At 36.6% G+C, this 15,275-nt stretch carries 17 protein-coding genes and 1 riboswitch; of the genes, 7 read left to right on the top strand and 10 right to left on the bottom strand.

What is annotated here, in order from left to right:
• Positions 1-81: 81 nt before the first annotated feature.
• Positions 82-318, bottom strand: coding sequence for an ElyC/SanA/YdcF family protein (locus QNH24_RS23195; protein ID WP_283869744.1), 237 nt, complete (start codon positions 316-318; stop codon positions 82-84).
• A gap of 522 nt (positions 319-840) precedes the next feature.
• Here QNH24_RS23195 and QNH24_RS23200 point away from each other — a divergent pair.
• Complete coding sequence (locus tag QNH24_RS23200) at positions 841-1,308, top strand: hypothetical protein (protein WP_283869745.1); 468 nt, start codon at positions 841-843, stop codon at positions 1,306-1,308.
• The gene (locus tag QNH24_RS23205) at positions 1,296-1,583 is read left to right on the top strand and encodes a DUF2653 family protein (RefSeq protein WP_054771913.1); all 288 of its coding nucleotides are present in this window, start codon (positions 1,296-1,298) and stop codon (positions 1,581-1,583) included. Before QNH24_RS23200 ends, QNH24_RS23205 begins: the two co-directional genes overlap by 13 nt.
• Positions 1,584-2,536: 953 nt before the next feature.
• On the opposite strand, the gene QNH24_RS23210 is transcribed toward QNH24_RS23205, so the two are convergent.
• The 3 genes from QNH24_RS23210 to QNH24_RS23220 form a co-directional block, all read right to left on the bottom strand.
• Positions 2,537-4,153 (bottom strand): S-layer homology domain-containing protein, encoded by a 1,617-nt coding sequence (locus QNH24_RS23210; protein ID WP_283869746.1) that lies wholly within the window; start codon positions 4,151-4,153, stop codon positions 2,537-2,539.
• Positions 4,154-4,240: 87 nt separating this feature from the next.
• Entirely contained in the window at positions 4,241-5,407 is a 1,167-nt protein-coding gene (locus QNH24_RS23215) for an endonuclease Q family protein (RefSeq protein ID WP_283872924.1), read from the bottom strand.
• 202 nt (positions 5,408-5,609) lie between these two features.
• A complete protein-coding gene (locus QNH24_RS23220) occupies positions 5,610-5,789 on the bottom strand; it encodes a hypothetical protein (RefSeq protein WP_283872961.1) in 180 nt (59 codons plus the stop codon).
• Between the two features lie 304 nt (positions 5,790-6,093).
• On the opposite strand from QNH24_RS23220, the gene QNH24_RS23225 reads away from it, so the two are divergent.
• The 3 genes from QNH24_RS23225 (at position 6,094) to QNH24_RS23235 (ending at position 7,413) form a co-directional block, all read left to right on the top strand.
• Positions 6,094-6,672, top strand: coding sequence for a TetR/AcrR family transcriptional regulator (locus QNH24_RS23225; RefSeq protein WP_283869747.1), 579 nt, complete (start codon positions 6,094-6,096; stop codon positions 6,670-6,672).
• 73 nt (positions 6,673-6,745) lie between these two features.
• On the top strand, positions 6,746-7,099 hold the full coding sequence (locus QNH24_RS23230) for a DMT family transporter (RefSeq protein ID WP_283869749.1): 354 nt from the start codon (positions 6,746-6,748) through the stop codon (positions 7,097-7,099).
• On the top strand, positions 7,099-7,413 hold the full coding sequence (locus tag QNH24_RS23235) for a DMT family transporter (protein ID WP_283869750.1): 315 nt from the start codon (positions 7,099-7,101) through the stop codon (positions 7,411-7,413). The genes QNH24_RS23230 and QNH24_RS23235 overlap by 1 nt, the downstream gene beginning before the upstream one ends.
• Before the next feature lie 139 nt (positions 7,414-7,552).
• On the opposite strand, the gene QNH24_RS23240 is transcribed toward QNH24_RS23235, so the two are convergent.
• Together QNH24_RS23240 and QNH24_RS23245 are read right to left on the bottom strand one after the other, a co-directional pair.
• Positions 7,553-8,344: a heme ABC transporter ATP-binding protein gene (locus QNH24_RS23240; RefSeq protein WP_283869751.1), complete on the bottom strand. Its 792-nt coding sequence runs from the start codon at positions 8,342-8,344 to the stop codon at positions 7,553-7,555.
• Between the two features lie 4 nt (positions 8,345-8,348).
• A complete protein-coding gene (locus QNH24_RS23245; RefSeq protein ID WP_283869753.1) occupies positions 8,349-9,395 on the bottom strand; it encodes a FecCD family ABC transporter permease in 1,047 nt (348 codons plus the stop codon).
• A 150-nt stretch (positions 9,396-9,545) separates the two neighbouring features.
• Positions 9,546-9,737, bottom strand: a riboswitch (cobalamin riboswitch).
• Between the two features lie 139 nt (positions 9,738-9,876).
• Here QNH24_RS23245 and QNH24_RS23250 point away from each other — a divergent pair.
• Entirely contained in the window at positions 9,877-10,473 is a 597-nt protein-coding gene (locus QNH24_RS23250; RefSeq protein WP_283869755.1) for a biotin transporter BioY, read from the top strand.
• Positions 10,474-10,710: 237 nt separating this feature from the next.
• On the top strand, positions 10,711-11,160 hold the full coding sequence (locus tag QNH24_RS23255) for a YdhK family protein (protein ID WP_430674434.1): 450 nt from the start codon (positions 10,711-10,713) through the stop codon (positions 11,158-11,160).
• 37 nt (positions 11,161-11,197) lie between these two features.
• Here the strand turns inward: QNH24_RS23255 and QNH24_RS23260 are convergent, their stop codons facing one another.
• From QNH24_RS23260 to QNH24_RS23275, 4 genes are all read right to left on the bottom strand, one after another.
• Entirely contained in the window at positions 11,198-11,899 is a 702-nt protein-coding gene (locus tag QNH24_RS23260) for a response regulator transcription factor (protein ID WP_283869756.1), read from the bottom strand.
• Positions 11,877-13,271: a HAMP domain-containing sensor histidine kinase gene (locus QNH24_RS23265; RefSeq protein ID WP_283869757.1), complete on the bottom strand. Its 1,395-nt coding sequence runs from the start codon at positions 13,269-13,271 to the stop codon at positions 11,877-11,879. Before QNH24_RS23265 ends, QNH24_RS23260 begins: the two co-directional genes overlap by 23 nt.
• A gap of 728 nt (positions 13,272-13,999) precedes the next feature.
• Entirely contained in the window at positions 14,000-14,542 is a 543-nt protein-coding gene (locus tag QNH24_RS23270) for an NADPH-dependent FMN reductase (protein WP_283869758.1), read from the bottom strand.
• Between the two features lie 67 nt (positions 14,543-14,609).
• Positions 14,610-15,227: a nitroreductase family protein gene (locus QNH24_RS23275; RefSeq protein ID WP_283869759.1), complete on the bottom strand. Its 618-nt coding sequence runs from the start codon at positions 15,225-15,227 to the stop codon at positions 14,610-14,612.
• Positions 15,228-15,275: the final 48 nt, after the last annotated feature.

The following is a 15,275-nucleotide window of genomic DNA, read 5'->3' on the forward strand; positions in this document are numbered from 1 at the left end:
CATATTTATGAACTCATTTATACATGTTTAATAAACGAGAAAAGGCAGTCTTTGAGTCAATTCCTTGCGCATGTTTATCCATCATGCCTTTGAAAATGCCATATTTTTTTCAGTATTCATTGATTGATCTTCCATTATTATCGTTTGAGTAGGTATTTGATATACTTCCACCATAAAATTTTTCATGGTATAGGCTTCCAATACTTTTTCATCTGTTTCCTGAACGACTAGCTGACCAATTAGCCCTGATCTCAGAACAATAATATAATTTGGTCCATAGCGAATAGATGTAAAATGATTGACTGTTGCAAATGACATTATACTTGTGTATACAAACATTGTATAACCAAAAATTAAAAACGCATAGAAAAAAAGTTTATACCAATTTTCATATAATCATAAATATCACAAATACATACCAAATCATCATGAACAATCGATAAAATAAACATAATGCTCGAAAACTACCCCAAGTATAATGATGAATCCCATCTCCAAGACAACTCCCTGATTATCTGGTAGCAATAGAGGGTACTGAATGATGATTGCTCTTGAAATATATAAAACTAATAGCCCTAGAACTACTGCATTGAAAAAAGCGTCTTTTTTCTGTCGTATATAATAGGAGGAAAATTGCTGTTAATAGCATCAATGTTTGTTTCATCGTCTTACTCCATCCTATTGTCTTTATACCCTTTCTGCCGACACTGCTTGTTCAAATTTGTCGTTATTTCTAAATTAATGACGGCTATTATTTTATTTTTTGAAAACGTTCATGTAAAATTAGTTGTAAGAACTAGTTTATGACAAAATGAAAAATTATATTGGAGGAATTAAGTAATGAAAAAAATTCTTGCCGCTATTTTTGTAGCGACACTGATGTTTGCGACTGTTGGGGCAACATTATTTGTTTCTGATACACCAACTGCAGAAGCTAAATCCTATAAATCGGGGAAAAAAGGCTTTACAAACAATAATAATAGCTCAAATATCCAAAAATCTCAGGACAAATCTAAAGATCAAAATAATGCAACAACAAATAAAAACAATACAACATCTACAAACAAAACAGATACAACAGCAAAAAAAGGCGGCTTCTTTTCTGGTGGTCTTATGAAAGGTCTAATGCTGGGTGGTTTAGCTGGTTTATTATTTGGTAGTCTCTTTAGCGGTATGGGTTTGTTAGGTAATATTTTAGGTTTATTAATTAACGTTGCAGCAATTGCAGTCATCATTATGCTTGTCGTAAAAATTATCAATATGTTTAAAGATAAGAAGCGTAAAGAGGAAGCACAATGGCACAAATAATTAATGAACAAGATATTATTAATGCTATATGCTTATCACAGGCATATTATAAAAATATTCGCCCAGAAGAAGTGCTTGTAGAGCTAACCTACGATGATGATACAGGCTTTGGTGCTGAAGTTGAAGTGAATGGACAGATAGAGTTATTCAATACAGCAGCGATGATTGGTGCATTACGCGTATGGATTAAAGATGTCCTACATGGTGATCCATTTTCAACTGGTATCGAGCTTGTATTAGATGATGAGGAAGGCATTATTGCTAGATTGTCGTAAATAAGTTAAGCGGTACAATAAATCCTTTATTGTACCGCTTCATGTTGTTGAAATACTATTAAGTCAATGAAATCAAGGTGACAAATTAAAAAGTATAGCCCTTTTTCAAAACGAGGGGTTGATCTCCGTTCCGACTGAGTGCTTTCCTGGGGGCGTCCGATGAGCCGCTTCACTCGCATGCTCGCTCCAGGGTCTCATCTGTGACGCTGAATCCCCGTCTACACTCCAATCAACCACTGCTCATAGTATTTTCATTGGCATTTCACATAAATGTTTAGTGATAAATTGAAGTCTTAGCCATCACTATTTTTCGCAAAAATGAAGCTGATAACATTTTTCTATGCGAAAGCAATATGTCAGCAATAAGTGGCTTTATGTTTATTTATAAAGTAGTTTTATGCACAAAATGTAGGTTGACAGCTATAGAATTGTACTACTATTCTATCCATTTAATGATGGTGAGTAATATGCTTTTACTTTACTTTTGAAGGAAGAAAATATTTAAAGTTCTACACTATTGCTGATTGGAGTGCAAGGCTACTCGACTCCCGTGGGATAGCGAGACAGACGAGACCCTGCACGGAGCGTCAGCGCAGGAAGCGGCTCGTAGCTCGCCCACTGGAAAGCGAGTAGCCTGGAACGGAAATCACCTTTATTTTGGCTAAATATTCACAAAGGGTCCCTTGACCATTTAGTTTTTCAACACTATGAAGCGGTACAATAAATCCTTTATTGTACCGCTTTGTTTATGTTAAACATGTTTTTTTATCTGTTTCTTTTTGTCGTCATCAATTATAAAATCGACTACTGAGCGTCCTAGCATTAATAACAACCCCGGTCCTAGCTATTAAAACGAGTTGGGTACAGTCCTGTCTCACCCTCTGTTGGAATTAAACTAACCTCAGCAAAATACAAGGCATCAAGCCCATTTCGGTATAAAGACATTTGCTAACTCAAAATAAATCGCTGAAATTAACAAATATTTTCGCTGCATGGCTACGCTTTGTTGAGGATTCTGGTATAAATTTACCATCATTACCTGTAACAATGCCAAGCTCATATAACATAGTAATCGCATGCTTTGTTTCTTCATTGTAGCCAGCAATATCCGTAAATGGCGTACTTCCTTTCATTACATATGGTTTCTTTTGTTGAAGTTCATAGGCCCGGCTAATCATTAATGCTAGCTGAGCACGAGTAATTGGCTGCCCTGGGTTAAATTTACCATCTGTTCCCTTTATAAGTCCATTTGTATATGCAGCTGCAATTTCAGACTGCGTTTTTGCATCATAGTTTGAAATATCCGTAAATGGTGCCTGTTTCTGCGTTGTTAAGCCTAAGCTTCTGACAAGTATAGACGCAGCCTGTGCACGAGTTACATTCTGTTCAGGTCTAAATGTTCCATCGGCATAGCCTTTCATAATACCTACTTTAGCAGTTTTTTGAATAAACTCCTTTGCCCAATGATTCTCTATATCAGTAAAGCTTGAAGCACCCCCTAATGAAAAAGTTATAGTTGGACTTTGTACGCTTTCATTGCCTGCAGCGTCTACTGCTTTTACAGCGACAGTATATGCCGCATGATCAGCTAAATGTTCCAACGTAATTGTCGTTGTGTCGGCATTTTGCGTAGCAGTTAGCTCACCATTGACATAAACTTTGTAGCTTTGCACGCCTACATTGTCTGTAGCCTTCTGCCAATTTACCTGCACAGATGTATTATTTTGAATAGTTGTACTGATCACTTTTGATACATCCCATAATGAGCTTGCTTTAATTGCTGGTAAAAATGCCTCATTTGCAACTGCCATATAACCAGCTTCACTTAAATGTATATTTTCTGGATTTGGTAAATAGCTTGGCACATCTTTTGCCACAATATCGTATGTCGGAACAAATATACCTCCAGCCTTTTCAACAGTTGCTTTTATTGTGGAATTTACCGTAGTCAATAATAATTTAAATTGTTTTTGTAAATCCTCACTATAGTAAGGGAAGGAATTATAATAACCCATCACATAAACCTGTGCGTTCGGATTTAGTTTTTTAATTTCTGCTAAAATAGCAGTTATATTTTTGACTGCATCTTGTGAAGCCTTTAGGATTGCCACTGCATTAATACCTGTTGTTTGAGATTCCTTTAAAATTGGTATTAAATCATTGGCGCCTGCTGTTAAGGTAATAATTTCTGCCTCCTTAATAGACGTACGAAGCTTTACCTGTTCATTTGGATAACCAAAGCCAACCACTGGCTTCTCGACATCATTTTGTAAATCTTCCAATACGTTTTTCGTAGTATAGCCTGTATAAGCAAAGCCCTTATTATATGAAGTAATGAGTCCCTCTTTCTGTAAAGCCTGTGCAACAAAATCGGCATACCCTAATCCGATAATCCCCACTTCATTCATACCATGGGCCAATGAATCCCCTAGTGCTACATAATCTACCTGAGTCACCCAGCTCGGTGCAATAAGATCTCTCTGCTCTTCAGCATTAGCACCTATTGGCACTAATAACTGCAATGCTAGTACACTACTAGCTAAAAATTGAAATTTCTTTGAAAATTTCATACCCTCACTCCTTCAACATCTACTGATTACTATTTTAATAGATGAAGGCTAAAAAAGGGTTAAATAAGAACAAGCATTTTCTAGCTTCTATTCAGATTGAATTTTTCCGTATATACCCCCACCACCAACTTCAATTGCTAATTGACCTGTTCTTGCCAAATCAATCATCTTGGCAATTTTCGGTGGAACGATTTGTTCAAGCTGTTCTAGTGAGATGCGATGCAAAATATTCATCTCCGTACCAAAGGCATTTACTAATCGGTCCATCATTTTTGGTCCTAAGCCTGGAATAAAATCCAATGGAACTTGATGAATATACGGTGGACGAACACGTTGATTAACAAGGTGCTCTGACAACTCCTGAATACGTAAAGCGACTCCTTTTATAATTTGCATACTGTTACATTTAGGACAGACAGTCGTCATATTGTCTAGCTGTTCGCCACACTTTGCACAGACTGTTTGATGGTACTTACCAAGTAAAGGATTTAAACCATAATTAGCCGTTATTGCTCTCCCTTGCTGCTCTTGAAGTGCCAATTGCAATTCAGAAAAATTGGCATCAGTTAATCGTAATTTTTGATATTCCCGAGCAATCTTCCCAAGAGAGTGTGCATCAGAATTGCTGACAAATGGATAGGCTTGGAGCTCCTTAATATTGTTTACCATGTAGGTATCCGAGCTTAATCCCAGTTCAATGGCGTCTATAAGCTGTGGATCGAAAACTTCTGTTAAACTCCGTTGTACGCCTTTACCAAACAGACTTTTAAATGGCGTAAATACGTGTGCAGGAATAAAAAGTCCACTTAACTCATAAACTTTCTGTTGTAGCGTTCGTGCATCACAATATATTCGCTGAGAGCTTAAGTGGATATTTTTCATATGATTTGACATCCAAGTTGAAAACTCTCTCATCAGATTAAGTGTTGGGAAATAGGCAAGCACATGGATAGGTCCTAAACAATTCTCATCATAAATCTCTATTTCACTTCCTGGGATCAGAGTAGTTTCCTGATAGCGTAGACCCCCTTGTTCCAGTTCCTTGAGTAAACCTTGTTCCATCATCCATGTCATCTCTTCTATTACTTCTGGAGAATGGCAATCAATTATTCCAATCATATCAAGACCCTTTCTTGCACTAGCAGTCTCTAAAATATTTGCTAATGTTAACGTTTTACTGCCTGTAATTTTAACAGCACGTCCATTAAAAGTACGTCCAATATGAATATGTAAATCAGCATAAAATTCTTGCATCATTAAACTTCACTCCCTTTATTTCTTCAATTACGCCATAGAGTAATTGTGTCCTGATTTTTTTGAGCTTGCTCGAAAAGCTCCTTTTCAAAATCTGTGCATCCGCCGGGGCTTTATGTTGATTCAACTGGTGCATATACATCTGTTGAATCAACATAAAACAGAAAAACCCCACATTGCTGCAAGGTATCTCTTTTGTTCATTATGATGGATGGTTGTTATGCGTGCCATTATTTGCTTCAAAGGCACCTGAGCCCTGAGATGACATTGAAGAGGAGTCATAGGCCACTAATGTCACGCCAATTTTCTTTTCCAGTTCGTTAATTTTTTCAAGCTGCTGTTGATCTAATTGTGCAAACTTAATCTCTTCCACTATCATCAAATCCTTTCATCCATAAAGTTCCCCGAGAAAGTGTTATTTATGCATATCAATAATCTCTCAGGCCTGATTTTTTCATGCTCCTCAAAAAGCCCTTCTTCAACTTCAAAATTCGTAACATCCATCGGGGATTTTATCTTGATTTCTGCACCTATCGCTTCGCTTTGAATACAATACATTTGTTGGTTTCGCAAAGTAAAGATCTGCTGAATCAAGATAAAAATGACTGACTATCAGTCATTTTCTTTGACTTTATTTCAACTATTTTGTAACATACTAATTAAGCAGGACAAAAGCGGGGGATATCATGTCAAAGGAAGAGAAAATTATTCAAGCTGCAATTGAAGTTTTTCGTGAAAAGGGAATTGAAAAGACAAAAGTTTCGGATATCGTCAAAGCTGCAGGTATCGCACAAGGGACATTTTACCTTTATTTCCCATCTCGACTTTCAGTCATGCCGGCTATTGCGAAAGTTATGGTTGAGAAAATAATTGCTGCCATTAAAGAAGGAATTTCCTTACAGGAACCTTTTGCAAAGCAGCTTGAAAAAGTAGTCGATATTGTTTTTTCACTAACTGAAGACTATCGAGATGTATTTGCCCTTATCTACGCTGGTATTACTCAAACTGAACATATGAAAGAATGGGAAAATATTTATGCGCCCTATTACGAATGGATGAATAATTTCTTATATGAGGCTCAACAACAAGGAATAATTCGTCCTTCATTAAATACTACTCGATCTTCTAAGCTTATTATTGGATTAATAGAATCTGCAGCTGAGCAAATTTACTTGTATGATGACAGTGAAGAAGAAACCATCAAAATGCAAAAGCTTGAACTCCTTGACTTTTTACATCATGCACTTGGCTTACGTCACACATAAGTGGCGTTCTTTTTCACACTATAAATGACTGAATGTCAGTCATAAATATGATTAAACGAAAGGACATTGAACAATGAAAAGAGATTGGCTGTATGTTGGACTAACAAGTTTATTTGAATTATTTTGGATTTTTGGCTTTAATACCGCATATTCTTGGTGGCATTGGATTATTATCATAGCCTTAATCGCTACGGACTTCCATTTCTTATCGAAAGCATGTGAAAACCTACCTACTGGCACAGTTTATGCGATCTTTGCTGGGGCAGGAACAATTGGTACCACATTAATGGACATTTTCATTTTTGAAGGAGAGTTTCACACTATGAAAGCGATTTTTATGTTTATTTTAGTTCTAGGGGTTATTGGTCTTAAATTAGCCGATAACACTGCTAGAGATCATGATGATAAGAAAGGAGCTAATGCATAATGGGCTGGTTACTTGTATTATTAGCTGCAGTATCAGAAATTATCGGGGTGGTAGGCTTACGCTTCTACAGTCAGAAAAAAACGCTTCGTAATTTATTTATATATGTGGGTGGGTTTGGGTTATCCTTTGCGCTATTATATGCCTCCTTTAACTATTTACAGTTAAGCATCGCCTATGTTGTATGGATTGGTATTGGGACTGTTGGGGCTGTCCTTGTAAATATTATATTTTTCGGCGAATCCAAAAACCGTACCCGTTTGATTAGTATCGTTGCCATTATCATTGGTGTAGCAGGTTTAAAAGCCATATCTTAATTTATTTTGCTGCTAGCTTCGGTAGAATTTATTAATAATGTTTGCAGTAAATGAAGCATTATCCTCCATTAACCACAGTCCTATTAATGATAAACAACATGGCGTATCCGTACTAAGTGATACGCCTTTTTTCATACTATCAATATTTTAATATTTTCCTTGTATATTGCTCCGATACATACGTTAAATACGGCTTACCTGTAAGAGGATGAGTTTGTATATCGGCATAAACACCAAATACATCTTGTAACAATGCTGGTGTAAGCACTTCTTCCGGTGTACCAAAGCAAACGATTTGACCTTGCTGTAAAACATAAATTTGATCGCAATACATAGCCGCAATATTTAGGTCATGCAAAGCAGCAACAACGGTTAAATGCAAAGTTTGAATTAAATCCATTAGCTGTAATTGATGCTGTATATCTAAATGATTTGTTGGCTCGTCTAAAATAAGTATCTGTGCTTGCTGAGCAAGTGCACGTGCTACCATCACCCGTTTTTTTTCTCCACCTGACAAAGAGCTGAAGCTACGTTTTTCTAAATGTGTGATACCTGTTTGATTTAATGCATCCTTCACAATTTGAAAATCTCGTTCTTGATCAAGTTCCAATAGTTTTTTGTGAGGTGTTCTTCCCATACTTACTAAGTCATGTACTGTAAAGTCAAATAAAACCGGTGTTTCTTGACTTACTACCGCCAAATTTTTAGCAATGTTTTTACTTGATTGCTTAAAAATATCCTGCTCATTTAACAGAACCGTACCATTTTCAGGCTTTAATAGGCGGTACATATTTTTTAATAAGGTTGACTTCCCGCTACCGTTTGGACCAATTAGCCCAACAAATTGCTTTTCCCTTATTTGCATACTAACCTCATGCAATATGCGTTGATCCTGAATGGAATAGGATACCTGCCTTGCTTCTAATGTCATAGGTTTAATCTCCTTCACCGAAAGAATAATTATTACGGCGCAGTAGCCAAATGAAAAATGGTCCTCCACAAAAAGCAGTAATAATTCCAATCGGCATTTCTTCAGGAGCTATCAAAATTCGAGCAATCGCATCTGCCCAAACTAAAAAAATACCTCCTAATAAAGCACTAATTGGTATTACATATTTATAGTTAGAACCTACAATTATGCGAACAATATGTGGAATAATTAAGCCAACAAATCCAATAGAGCCGCTTACTGCAACAAGCACACCCGTTAATAAAGATACTAGTAGGATAAGCTGTAAACGAAACTGTTGGATATTGACGCCTAATGTAACTGCTGCCTCTTCCCCAAGCAATAATAAATTTAAATGACGATAATGGAGCCACAGTAAGGCAAACACGACGATGAAAATGGCTGTAGGAATAATTATATTACTCCATTTTGCACCAGCCAGACTTCCAAGCATCCAATACATAACTGCCTTAATTCCACCCTCTTGCTTTGCCATCATTAAAATAAAATTCGAAATAGCAGATAAAATAAACGATACTGCCATTCCAGCAAGTAAAAGTCTAAAGACAGATATTTTTCCTCCAACACGAGCAAGGAAAAACACTAACAATATGGCAAGTAGTGATCCTAAAAATGCAGATACTGAAAGAGCAAAAATTCCTAGGAATGAAAATGCACCTAAAATAATAACAGCTGTAGCACCGACTGTTGCCCCTGAAGATATTCCTAATATGTATGGTTCAGCTATAGAATTACGCACAAGGGCCTGTATAGCTGCTCCTGCAATTGCTAAGCCTGCTCCTACGATGGCAGCCAACAAGACGCGTGGCACCCGTATTTGCCAAATGATAATTTCTTGCGAGCGACTCCAATCCTGCTCTATAAAATTTTGGACGATTGGAATTTTGGACAGGATAACCTGCCACACATAAAGTGGTGTGATGGAAACAGATCCAACCATAACAGCCAAAGTCATAGAAATGATTAGAATTAGAAACAGAGACAGTGATAATAGTATAAATTTTTTATTCATATGTATAATACTCCTAATCAACCGTAATAGATATGAAGCAATAAAAAAGAGTATTTCATGCATAGTATGCATAGAAATACCCTAGAATCATCAACAAAGTCAGAAAGATTTCCTTCTATTATCCGTAAATGCGTTCATCCTCGTGGGCATTACAACTATCACTAAATGGCAGGTCTCCTGGCTTCGAATCAACGTTTTATGATTACCTTCCCGTTCCTTAAACAGTGGCTAAATCATCATAAAACTCCTCATTACAGTTGCGGGACAGCGTCGGATTTTCACCGACTTCCCTTTTAAGTGACACTTTGTATAAGATGTCACACCATTAGTATCCAAACTATTAAAATTATGACGATTCTATCATACATTTAAGTAGTTAGTCTATTAATTATCATTGAGTTAACCTAATATAAATTATAGGTTGACACAAATATTTTATTTTCATACACTATTAATAACTTTAATAGACAGGAGTGAAATTATGGCAACAGTTGCAGAACACTCTCATCATAGATTAAGAACAGTAGATATTGCCTATATTGGATTATTTTCAACATTAATGATGATTGGTGCAAATATTACTTCTATTGTCCCTTTCATGTCTGTAGGCGGAGTCCCCATCACATTGCAAACTTTCTTTGCTATATTAGCTGGACTCGTTCTTGGTAGTAGAAAGGGGGCACTTGCTTGTACGGTATATATGTGCATTGGCTTAGCTGGTGCACCTGTATTTGCACGTTTTGGTGGCGGCTTTGGACAAATCTTGAGCCCTACATTTGGCTTTATTGTCACATTTATTTTAGCTGCATTTATCGCAGGACTGATTGTTGAGCGTAGCGGAACAAAGAAAAGCTATATTGTTGCTGCAGTAATTGCTACAGCTATTAATTATTTACTAGGGACAAATTGGATGTACTTTGCTTATAAGCTATGGGCTAGCGCTCCAGATGCTTTCAATTATAAGATGGCCTGGCTTTGGATGATGCCACCTTTGCCAAAGGATATTATTTTAGCAGTCTTTGCTGGTATTTTTGCGCATCGTCTACAAAGGATATTAAAAATAATACCAATAAAATAGTTGAATTCTTAAAACGCCAATCCTACTAGATGGTGTATTTCTTTTAATCCTTCCATTATTTCTGCACATTTATTTGCTACATTAGATGTAAATAGTGAGGAGGAATAATGGAGGAAGATAAAAAGAAGTTGGTATATTAGTTTCCTAACAGTAATTACTTTACTAGCGTTATCAGCTTGCTCTGACAAGACAGAATCAGGAACTAAAAAGGACAATGACATTGAGCAGAATACAAAGATGGATCATTCAACAATGGACCATTCTAGCTCGGGTGAGGTGCCCGTAGCGTTGAAAACTGCCATAAATCCTAAATTTCCAGTAGGAAGCACAGCTATTATTACCGATGGACATATGGAAGGTATGGAGGGAGCAAAAGCAACAATTGTAGGCGCATATGATTCTACTGCATATATTGTCTCCTATGATCCAGTTACAGGTGGTCAGCGTGTAGAAAATCATAAGTGGGTTATTCATGAGGAATTGATTAATCCAGATTTAGCTCCATTAGCCTCTGGCACTGAGGTTAAGACAAATGCATCTCATATGACGGGCATGGAAAATGCGACTGCTCGGATTGATAAAGCAGTCCAAACAACTGTTTATATGATTGATTATACAGCTACTACAAATGGAGAGTCTGTAAAAAATCATAAATGGGTAACTGAGGACGAATTAAAAGCAGAATAAGCCGCTGAACCTCTGTAGACTTCTAGCAGAGGTTCTTCTAGCTTCTAAGCTCTAAAGCATTTCTTCCTGCCGACTTAAGCCATTTATAGCCAAGCCCCCAAACAGTTTGTAAATAATCATCAGCAGGAAAACCACTTTTCCGTAGTTTCTCTCGTAAATTACGTACATGTGAATCAATTGTTCGATCCTCTATCGAATCATTGTAACCCCATACAGTATTAATAAGATGCTCCCTAGTAAAAACCTTATTTTGATGCGCTAAAAATAAGGCTAGCATCTCAAATTCCTTAGGCGTTAAGGATATTTCCTTCTGTCTAAAACCCACTTCAAAGGATTCCTTGTTTAAATGTAATCCCTCAAACGACACAATATTTTCATCACTTTTTGCCCTCCTTAGAACAGCATTAATACGTGCTAGTAACACTTCTTCATCGAAGGGTTTCAGAATGTAATCATCTGCTCCTAGATTTAGACCTTTTACCATATCAGTATGCTCCCCTTTTGCTGTTAGCATGATGATGGGCACATCCCAAAATTTCCTTATTTCTTTACAGACCTGCCAACCATCCATTTCTGGCATCATGATATCTAAAAGTACCAGATCTACATGATTTTCTTCTAAATAGATCAGAGCCTTCTGAACGGATACCATTTCCTTACATGTGAAAACAGGCTCTAAATAAAGCTTAAGCAAGTCTAACATTCTAGGTTCATCATCAATGAGTAGTATTGTTTTCATACTTTTTGACTCCTTTAAACGTTAAGATAAAAGTTGTTCCTTTATTTTCTTTACTCTGGGCTGTTATTTCTCCTCCATGCGCCTGAACAAGCTCTTTTACAATTGAAAGCCCCAGTCCAACGCCCCCTAATGCACGACTACGAGATTTTTCAACACGATAAAATCGTTCAAAAATATGAGGTAAATCCTTTTGGGGAATTCCCTTTCCAGTATCTTTAACGAGTATAGATACTAAATCGTCCTGTCTTTTTGCTATGACGGAGATAACGTCACCTGATGAACAATATGATAAAGCATTTTTGAGGAGATTCATTAATATTTGTTCCAGTCTTGCAGCATCAGCCATTAAAGTTAATCCTTCTTCGCAATGAACGTTAAAATGCAGCTGTTTTTCTTGAAATGCAGGACTCAATTTCCCTCTAATATTTTCCAAAAACTCATTCAATTGAAGACATTCTTTTTCAATAATAAAGGAGTTTTCGTCCATTTTAGCTAGTTCAAATAATTCCCTTATTAAATGTGAAAGCCGATTTGTTTCTTCTATAATAATACCTAAATATTTTTGCCGATCCTGCTCCGTCAAATTACGTTTATAGAGAATATCCGCATAGCCTTTTATAAAAGTTAAGGGCGTTCTAAGCTCATGGGCAATGCTTGATAAAAAATCTTTTCGATCCTGTCTTAAATGATTCAACTCATCTGATAAATGCTGAATTGCTATAGCAAGATCACTTAGTTCATCCCTACCGTTCGAAGAAAGTGTCACGGAAAAGTCACCATTACTCATTTTCATAGTAGCTTCTTTCATCTGAATTAAAGGGTGAGCTAGCTTTCTAGATAAAACAATAATGACAGCAATGGTTACAAGACCTGAAACAAATCCAACAATTAAAAAATGCTTATTTAAGCGCTCCATTAATGCATGGATTGAAACTGTATTTTGAAACATAAAAACATATCCAACTGTTCTCTGCTGCTTTTGAATTGGACTAATGGTTGCAATATATTTTTCATTTTGCCAATGACGCTGCAGTATTTCCCCATTATAAGGAACAGTATTCTCTAATTGATTTATATAATCTTTGATTTCAGGATGTGGGTTTGAAGACGCCAGTATTTTTCCTGATATATTTGTAATAACTACATCTGTATCTTCCTCTGACTCCATTAATACAATATGAGCTAGGGTCTCCTTGTCAAAATTTCGCTCTAATATTGTTCTATGAGAGTTTCCTCTTGCCTGCAAGCTTGTTAGTTCCTCTTCAACCCTTGAATTGGTTAAAGAAGTATGCAAAAAGAACATCATAAATGTTTCAATGCAAAATAATGTAATAAAAAAAATGATTCCAAGCTTTAGTGAAAGTTTTCTCATTTGCTAACCACCATTTTGAGATTTCCAAAAATTCCGTGACATCTGCAGGGCATTATCATGCGTTTATATGTTCGCTGAATAGGAAAAATACAACATCTAGTATTCTGTACCTGACGCTTCGCTTGCGGTACAAAACATTTGGCTGAATCACGTCAAAAGTATAACGTAAAAATATGAAGATTTTATGCAGTAGTACAGCATTTTTAATCGAGCATCTCTTTTAACATTCTACCACCATTCAAGTGCTTTATTCGTTTCAGCAGAAGTTAAAAAGTCCTGTAAGTATACCTAGTACTTACAGGACTTCATAGTGTTGAAAAACTAAATGGTCAAGGGACCCTTTGTGAATATTTAGCCAAAATAAAGGTGATTTCCGTTCCAGGCTACTCGCTTTCCTGTGGGCGAGCGACGAGCCGCTTCCTGCGCTGACGCTCCGTGCAGGGTCTCGTCTGTCTCGCTATGAACTGCACCCAAAATATTGGACTTAAAAAATCTAATATAAGGGGGTGCAGTTCACAGCGTCACAGATGAGACCCTGGAGCGAGCATGCGAGTGAAGCGGCTCATCGGACGCCCCCAGGAAAGCACTCAGTCGGAACGGAGATCAACCCCTCGTTTTGAAAAAGGGCTATACTTTTTAATTTGTCACCTTGATTTCATTGACTTAATAGTATTTCAACAACATGAAGTCCTGTAAGTATACCTAGTACTTACAGGACTTTCGTTATGTTAAACGTATTTTTTTGCCCAGTTTAAGAAGTTATCGATAACTAAATCAAGGAATTTTACAGTACCTTCATCTGTTAGATTACCTTCTGCATCAAATTTTGTGTGCACAGCACCAATATAAACATCATTCCCACTAAGTAATGGTGAATTAATACCTGGGGAGAATAAAATATCTCTCAAATGTAATTGTGCTTTAACAGTACCAAGGTTCCCCATCGATGCACCCATAATAATAGATGGTTTTCCAATCATTACTTTGTCTACACGAGATAACCAGTCAATTGCATTAACCATCACACCTGGTACAGTACCATTATATTCAGGTGTCACCCAAAGCACTGCATCTGCAGCTTTCACTTTTGCTTTAAAATCAAGCACGGCTTGTGGTGCATCATTTTCAATATCTTGATTATACATTGGTAACTCATTTAAGCTTAAAACCTCAAGTTCAAACTTCTCAGCATATTGTTTTTGAATAAACTTAGCTAACTGCATATTATAAGATTCTTTTCGGATACTACCTACGATAGCTACTACTTTCATGATGTTATTTCCTCCTAAAATGTCTATTATTCTTAGTATTTGTATAGCAATTCTATTTTATACCACGTTAATAATAAGTGGCAAATTCTTCAACCGGCTTACGATAACCTCGTAAACGACGACTGCTTTCTTTTTCCTTACCTATTGTTATCATAAGTGCAATTTCATGTGTTTCTGGCACATTAAAAAGTTCACGCATTTTTTCATTATCGAACCCAATCATTGGGCAAGTATCCCAACCGCGATTTTTTGCAGCAAGCATAAATAACATGGCTGATAATGAAGCATTACGAATCGCCTCGTCCTTCATAAAATCCTTGCCACGATCTTCATAAAATTTAGTATTCTCTGCTACAATTTCTTCTAATTCGCTAGAGGTAATTATACCTAAATCCACCATCCCTTGAGTTAGGTTAGCCGTGTTTTTATAGGCCTCTTTATCACCTAATACTAGAATCACCCCAGATGCTGAATGTACCTTATATTGACCAAATGCTGCCTCTCTTACTTTTTCCTTCATCTCTTCATCCAACACAACGATATAGTTAGCATGTTGTAAGTTAAAAGCCGATGGAGCAAGCTTAACATCCTCTAAAATAGGGCGTATGTCTTCTTCAGTCATATTAACGTCCTTCAAAAAATTATTAGCTGAACGACGCTTATCAATTAGTTTGGAAAATTCCATTTTTAAACCCCCAATGCAGTTATGTAAATCCATCCAGTAAACAACTTA

The organism is Lysinibacillus pakistanensis (assembly GCF_030123245.1).
GTDB classification, from domain to species: domain Bacteria; phylum Bacillota; class Bacilli; order Bacillales_A; family Planococcaceae; genus Lysinibacillus; species Lysinibacillus pakistanensis.

Bases quoted from the DNA above. Each gene is read 5' to 3' on its own strand.
- QNH24_RS23195 (WP_283869744.1), bottom strand. From the start codon at position 318: ATGTCATTTGCAACAGTCAATCATTTTACATCTATTCGCTATGGACCA.
- QNH24_RS23200 (WP_283869745.1), top strand. From the start codon at position 841: ATGAAAAAAATTCTTGCCGCTATTTTTGTAGCGACACTGATGTTTGCG.
- QNH24_RS23205 (WP_054771913.1), top strand. From the start codon at position 1,296: ATGGCACAAATAATTAATGAACAAGATATTATTAATGCTATATGCTTA.
- QNH24_RS23210 (WP_283869746.1), bottom strand. From the start codon at position 4,153: ATGAAATTTTCAAAGAAATTTCAATTTTTAGCTAGTAGTGTACTAGCA.
- QNH24_RS23215 (WP_283872924.1), bottom strand. From the start codon at position 5,407: ATGCAAGAATTTTATGCTGATTTACATATTCATATTGGACGTACTTTT.
- QNH24_RS23225 (WP_283869747.1), top strand. From the start codon at position 6,094: ATGTCAAAGGAAGAGAAAATTATTCAAGCTGCAATTGAAGTTTTTCGT.
- QNH24_RS23230 (WP_283869749.1), top strand. From the start codon at position 6,746: ATGAAAAGAGATTGGCTGTATGTTGGACTAACAAGTTTATTTGAATTA.
- QNH24_RS23235 (WP_283869750.1), top strand. From the start codon at position 7,099: ATGGGCTGGTTACTTGTATTATTAGCTGCAGTATCAGAAATTATCGGG.
- QNH24_RS23240 (WP_283869751.1), bottom strand. From the start codon at position 8,344: ATGACATTAGAAGCAAGGCAGGTATCCTATTCCATTCAGGATCAACGC.
- QNH24_RS23245 (WP_283869753.1), bottom strand. From the start codon at position 9,395: ATGAATAAAAAATTTATACTATTATCACTGTCTCTGTTTCTAATTCTA.
- QNH24_RS23250 (WP_283869755.1), top strand. From the start codon at position 9,877: ATGGCAACAGTTGCAGAACACTCTCATCATAGATTAAGAACAGTAGAT.
- QNH24_RS23255 (WP_430674434.1), top strand. From the start codon at position 10,711: ATGGATCATTCAACAATGGACCATTCTAGCTCGGGTGAGGTGCCCGTA.
- QNH24_RS23260 (WP_283869756.1), bottom strand. From the start codon at position 11,899: ATGAAAACAATACTACTCATTGATGATGAACCTAGAATGTTAGACTTG.
- QNH24_RS23265 (WP_283869757.1), bottom strand. From the start codon at position 13,271: ATGAGAAAACTTTCACTAAAGCTTGGAATCATTTTTTTTATTACATTA.
- QNH24_RS23270 (WP_283869758.1), bottom strand. From the start codon at position 14,542: ATGAAAGTAGTAGCTATCGTAGGTAGTATCCGAAAAGAATCTTATAAT.
- QNH24_RS23275 (WP_283869759.1), bottom strand. From the start codon at position 15,227: ATGGAATTTTCCAAACTAATTGATAAGCGTCGTTCAGCTAATAATTTT.